The organism is Vibrio sp. OPT41, assembly GCF_015163595.1.
Taxonomy (GTDB): Bacteria; Pseudomonadota; Gammaproteobacteria; order Enterobacterales; family Vibrionaceae; genus Vibrio; species Vibrio alginolyticus.
The window spans coordinates 40,702-47,008 of record NZ_JADDYH010000054.1 but is presented as its reverse complement, the minus strand read 5'-3'; the positions used below and the strand labels follow the sequence as shown (position 1 = coordinate 47,008).

Sequence of the window (6,307 nt, the reverse complement as noted above, 5' to 3'; positions counted from 1 at the left end):
GAAAACATTACCTACTATCCAGACCATTATGTAATGAACCCGCCGTTACACCCGATGGATTTCCTAGTCGAAGCCGTACTGGCTCCGCGCCTTTGGGATCGTGGTCGTATCGGCGTAGAAAAAGATAACTATTACTTTAGCGCCACCGCTTACGAATCACTCACTACGCACCTACCGAATGCTCAACTTCTCGATGCAACCGGACTAGTCAACTGGTGCCGCGCCGTTAAATCCGATCAAGAACTGGCGTACATGTACCGTGCCGCTCGCATTGTTGAAAATATGCACCGCGTCGCGTTCGACATGATTGAACCAGGATTACCGAAACACCACCTTGTTGCCGAGATTAACCGCCAAGCCGTGCTCGGGCATGAAGACCACTTTGGCGATTACACCGCGATTGTGCCGCTTTTGCCATCAGGTTCTGATGCTTCCGCACCTCACCTGACTTGGGATGACAGACCCTTCAAGAAAGGCGAAGGGACGTTTTTTGAAATCGCAGGGGCGCACCGACGTTACCATTGCCCACTCTCACGCACTATTTTTCTTGGCGAGCCTGACGACAAGTTCAAACGAGCCGACGAAGCCCTAACTTTAGGACTTGAAGCAGGCCTAAAAGTGGCAAAGCCCGGAAATACCTGCGCCGACATCGCCAATGCACTAAACCAGGTTCTCGATAAAGCGGGATTCTCACGCGAAGGCGCCCGTTGTGGCTATCCAATAGGTTTGAGCTACCCGCCAGATTGGGGGGAACGAACCATGAGTTTGCGAGACACCGATAAAACCATCTTGAGAGAAGGCATGACATTCCATTTTATGCCGGGGCTGTGGTTCAAAGATTGGGGGTTAGAAACAACGGAAAGTATCGTCATTACCCATGATGGAGCAAAAACGCTGTGTGACTTTCCACGCCACTTATTTGTTAAACACTAATTTTTCAAACCTTAAGCTCTGTTGAGCCAGGTCTGAGAACTAAAAGGACTTGATATGCAAAAAAGCTCGATCACAGCCACCATAGACTTTGACCGAGAAGGTGTACAGCACGGCTTTTTAACGCTGCCCTATTCACATGACGACTCCGCTTGGGGAAGTATTATGATACCTATCACCGTGATCAAAAATGGTCACGGACCAACCGCACTGCTTACTGGCGGTAATCACGGAGACGAATACGAAGGCATCACCAGCCTGCTAAAATTGACGAACTCGCTTCAGGCAGATCAAATCCAAGGTCGTGTCATTATTGTACCCATGATGAACTTACCTGCGGTACAAAATGCCTCACGTACGTCGTTTATCGATAAGGGGAATTTAAATCGCAGCTTTCCCGGCAACCCCATAGGCACAGTGACCGAGAAAATTGCGGATTATTTTACTCGTTACCTATTTCCTAAGTGCGATTTTGCGTTAGACATTCACTCAGGTGGTAAAACGTTAGATATCGTTCCGTTCGCCGCTGCCCATCGTCTCGACAATCTCGATCAAGAAGAAGCCTGCATATTAGGTGCAAAACTGTTTGGCGCACCTTACACCATGATCTTGCTCGAAATGGACGCCACCAGCCTGTATGACACTGCCGTGGAGTCTCAGGGAAAAATCTTTGTTACCACCGAACTAAGAGGAGGCGGAACCAGCACTCCAGAAACCATCGCTTATTCCGACCGTGGCATTCGCAACTTCTTGCGCTTCTCAGGCAACTTGCCCGGTGACTACGAACAACCAACCCAACCAACTAAATTATTAGATATGCCTGATGCAAGTTGTTATGTGCAAAGCCAACACCACGGCATCACAGAATACTTATTTGATCTTGGCGATACCGTCAAAAAGGGCGATGTATTAGTGAGAATCTTCTCGACCGAGCGCACAGGTACCGCCCCCGTTGAGTACAAGTCACAGCGCAATGGTATTTTCGCGGCGCGTCGTTTTCCTGCTATGGTGAATATCGGTGACACTATCGCAGTTATAGCCGAAGACTGCGGCGAGATAGGCTGATTGAAAAGCCAACTAAAGAAATCAAAACAAATGGCATACCAGAAGCAAACTGGAAAGCACCTTATAACAGCGACCAGTCATCAGCCTTTCATGAAATGATTAGTATTCTACAGGGAGACTCATTATGCGCCTCGATCGCTACGACGTAAAAATTCTACAAATACTTCATGATAATGGTCGTATCACCAAATCTCACCTTGCCGAGGCCATCAACCTATCCGTGAGCCCTTGCTGGGAGCGCGTCAAAAAACTGGAAGAAGCAGGCATCATTGAAGGCTACGGAGCAAGAGTAAATACCGATATTTTGTTCAAACGAACGTCGGTTATGGTTGAAGTTACGCTCAAAGAACACAACGCCCAAGCGTTCAAACGCTTCGAGCAACTGGTTCAACATTCACCAGAAGTCACTGATTGCTATGCCACGGGCGGTGGTGTCGATTACATCCTTAAAATTCAGTCAGAAGATATCGACCAATATCAGCGGCTTATCGACAACTGGTTAGACTCAGATGTGGGCATTGAGCGCTACTTTACTTACATTGTGACAAAAACAATCAAACGTGATGCGGGCACATTCGAAGTAAACCAAAACGCTTTGTTATAAAAGGGAAAATGCGCATCAGGCGTGAACAGAAAAAACACCATATTTAACGGCACTAAAAAGAAAGTTCTGACGTTTTAAACCTCGGTATCAGAAATTATTTCGGTCACTTCTCCATTACAGTTTCATTATGGACAACGATGCAGGGAGAAGGACTCATGACAGCACTGCACAGCTTACACGCTGAAGAATTAAAAGCCTCGCACGACATGATGGCGATAATGAAAGACGTACGTTTGGTGAGAGGTTTAGCGTACGTGAATGGCAAATGGGTAAGTGGTGATCAATTTCATCCGGTGGATAATCCAGCAGATGGCACGGTCATCGGTTACATCACTAAGCTATCTCAGCAACAACTCTATCAAGCGATTGATAAAGCCGACCAAGCCTTTCGTCAATGGCGAAAAATGCAAGCAGAAGAGCGCGCTGAAATTCTCATGCGTTGGCATGACCTGATTCTAGAATCAAAGCAAGACCTTGCTCATTTGATGGTGATGGAGCAAGGAAAAACACTAGGTGATGCTGTAGGTGAGATTGACTACGGCGCATCCTTTGTTCGTTGGTTTGCCGAAGAAGCACGCCGCTGTTATGGCGAAACCATCCCAAGTCATATTCCGAATGCACAGCTATCAACGGTGCGCGAGCCAATTGGTGTCGCAGCACTGATTACGCCATGGAACTTTCCTAATGCCATGATCACACGCAAAGCCGCAGCCGCACTAGCAATAGGCTGTCCGGTGCTCATTAAGCCCGCCAGTGAAACGCCTTTTTCTGCGTTAGCGTTGGCAGAGTTAGCAGACCGAGCTGGCTTTCCACCTGGTGTATTTAACGTGATCACTGGCGATGCGGTGATGGTGTCACAAACCTTGTGTCACTCCGATAAAGTCAAAGCGCTCTCGTTCACAGGCTCAACTCGAGTAGGCAAACTGTTGCTACGCGACGCGGCACAAACCGTGAAGAAGTGCAGTATGGAGCTCGGTGGTAACGCCCCTTTCATCGTGCTGCCAGATATGGATGTCGAGCAAGCAGCCAAAGCCGCCGTGGATGCGAAGTTTCAAACCGCAGGACAAGACTGCTTGGCCGCAAACCGTATTTTCGTCCCTGACGATAAGTACGAAGCGTTTTTGGAAGCGTTTGCCAAAGAAATGAGCCACATCGTTTTGGGCAATGGCTTAGACGAAAAAACCACCATGGGACCGCTTATTAATCGCACTGCGGTGGATAAAGCGCATGATTTGGTGCGTGACGCGCTCGACAAAGGCGCGCGATTGGTAGCGGGATACCACCAGCCCGTACCAGGCGAAAACTTCTTCGCGCCGACATTGCTAGCCGATGTAACCTCTGAAATGGCGGTGTATCGCGAAGAGAATTTTTGTCCTGTGGCAGGCGTATTGCCTTACCAAGACTTAGATACCGTGATTGAAATGAGCAACGACACTGAGTACGGCTTAGCTGCCTATGTTTATGGTCACGATATTCACCAAATTTGGCACTGCATGCGCGGTTTGGAGTTTGGCATGGTGAGCGTGAACTCCGTCAAAATGACAGGGCACCCTATCCCATTCGGCGGCGTGAAACAGTCTGGTCTTGGACGAGAGGGAAGCCGTCACGGATTTGAAGAATACAGCGAAATCAAATACTGCTGCTTAGGCGCTTTACCAACCGTCAGTGGCAGTTGAGGCACGAAATATGGATATCCAATTATTCGAGGAGAAGGATCATGAGTAACAAAACCCAACAACTTTTAGAGATCGATCGTCAGAGAGTATTTCATGCCTCAACCCACCTGAAGCAGTATGCGGCCGGGGAGCTTCCGGGAAGAATTATCTCGAGCGGAAGCGGAATACGCATCACCGATTCAGAAGGCATCGAGCTGATAGACGGCTTTGCCGGGTTGTATTGTGTAAACATTGGCTATGGCAGGACCGAAATGGCCGATGCGATTTATGAGCAAGCCAAAGAACTGGCGTACTACCACACTTACGTCGGTCATACGAACGAAGCGCTCGTGACACTGTCAGATCGCATCATCAAAATGGCGCCTGAAGGCATGAGCAAAGTTTACTACGGCATGTCAGGCAGCGACGCGAACGAAACTCAACTTAAGTTGGTGTGGTATTACAACAATGCTCGTGGTCTACCAGAGAAGAAAAAAATCATTTCGCGTGACCGCGGCTACCATGGTTCAAGTATCGCGTCCGGTTCAATGACAGGTTTACCGTTGTTCCACGCCCATTTTGATTTACCACTTGAGCGTATCAAACACACCATCGCGCCATATTATTATCGCCGTGAAGACGAGAGTATGTCTGAGCTTGAATTCTCTCAATATTGCGCAGATCAACTCGAAGCGATGATCTTGGAAGAAGGCCCAGAAACGGTAGCAGCAATGATTGCGGAACCAGTGCTCGGTACTGGCGGTATTGTGCCACCACCAGCAGGGTACTGGCAGGCGATTCGCAAAGTACTCGACAAATACGATGTACTCTTGATTGCGGATGAAGTGGTGTGTGGCTTTGGTCGCCTCGGCTCCGATTTTGGCTCACTCCACTACGACATGAAACCAGATCTCATCACGGTAGCGAAAGGGTTAACCTCAGCGTATCAACCGCTGTCTGGCGTGATCGCCGGTGAACGAGTTTGGAGTGTGCTAGAAAACGGCACCGACCAATGGGGTGCTATCGGACACGGTTATACCTACTCTGGTCACCCAATGGGAGCGGCAGCCGCGAACTGCAACCTCGATATCATTGAACGTGAAGGCCTGGTGCAAAACGCAGCCGAAGTCGGCGCTTACTTGCAGCAACGCATGGCGGAGACGTTTAACGATCATCCATTGGTCGGTGATACTCGTGGCGTTGGCTTGTTGCATGCGTTGGAGTTTTCTTCAGACAAGCTCCGCCGTGCACACTTTGATCCAAACTTGAAAGTAGGCCCGCAAATCGCGGCGGCCTGTTTAGAGCAAGGCTTAATCGCTCGCGCCATGCCACATGGTGACATCCTCGGATTTGCTCCACCGCTTATCGCGAACCGTAACGATATAGACACCATTGTCGACAAAGCGCATCAAGCGGTAAACAAAGTGATGGATAACCTCGTCACATCTAAACAGTGGCAACCATAACCCACCTAGATTTCAGTAATGCTCGCGGGCTTTGGAGAAGGCCCGCTTTGCACTTTCCATTAAAGAGATAACAAGCCAACCAAACATTTTAGACCCATAGAAAGCACTATTATTTACTACAAGTGGCAATAGTGGGTAAAATGCCCAAAATTGCGCACTAACTGGATAAAACATGGCAAAACTTACCCTTCAAGAACAAATGCTGAAAGCTGGCTTAGTTAATGAAAAGAAACTAAAGAAAGCGAAGAAAGGCTCTAAAAAATCACGCGTTCAAGCACGCGAAGTAAAAGCGGCGGTTGAAGAGAATAAACGCCAACAGTTAGAGCGTGATAAACAATTGAGCGAGCAACAAAATGCTGAGCGATTAAATAAAGAGATCAAAGCGCAGATCAATCAATTGATTGAGATGAACAAGATCGACTTAAAAGATGGCGACATCAAATACAACTTCACTCACGGTACGCTAGTGAAATCACTTTATGTAGATTCACTTATCCGCGAGCAGTTGATCAAAGGTATTTTGGCAATCGCAATTGTTGGTGAAAGCTATGTTGTCATTCCACGTGGAGTAGCGAATAAAATTACTC

General features: G+C 48.1%; 6 protein-coding genes. All 6 read left to right on the top strand.

Going from position 1 to position 6,307, the window contains the following annotated elements; translation table 11 throughout:
• Window positions 1-933: M24 family metallopeptidase (locus IQP38_RS19085; RefSeq protein WP_228010124.1), on the top strand; the 933-nt coding region annotated here is incomplete at its 5' end.
• A gap of 54 nt (window positions 934-987) precedes the next feature.
• Window positions 988-1,995: a N(2)-acetyl-L-2,4-diaminobutanoate deacetylase DoeB gene (gene doeB / locus IQP38_RS19080; protein WP_193837910.1), complete on the top strand. Its 1,008-nt coding sequence runs from the start codon at window positions 988-990 to the stop codon at window positions 1,993-1,995.
• Between the two features lie 124 nt (window positions 1,996-2,119).
• Window positions 2,120-2,599, top strand: coding sequence for an Lrp/AsnC family transcriptional regulator (locus IQP38_RS19075; RefSeq protein ID WP_054576150.1), 480 nt, complete (start codon window positions 2,120-2,122; stop codon window positions 2,597-2,599).
• 155 nt (window positions 2,600-2,754) lie between these two features.
• Complete coding sequence (locus tag IQP38_RS19070) at window positions 2,755-4,275, top strand: NAD-dependent succinate-semialdehyde dehydrogenase (RefSeq protein WP_054576151.1); 1,521 nt, start codon at window positions 2,755-2,757, stop codon at window positions 4,273-4,275.
• Window positions 4,276-4,316: 41 nt separating this feature from the next.
• Complete coding sequence (locus tag IQP38_RS19065) at window positions 4,317-5,720, top strand: aspartate aminotransferase family protein (protein ID WP_054576152.1); 1,404 nt, start codon at window positions 4,317-4,319, stop codon at window positions 5,718-5,720.
• Between the two features lie 172 nt (window positions 5,721-5,892).
• Window positions 5,893-6,307, top strand: a 415-nt coding sequence (locus tag IQP38_RS19060) for a DUF2058 domain-containing protein (RefSeq protein ID WP_228010123.1), incomplete at its 3' end; no start/stop codon positions are given.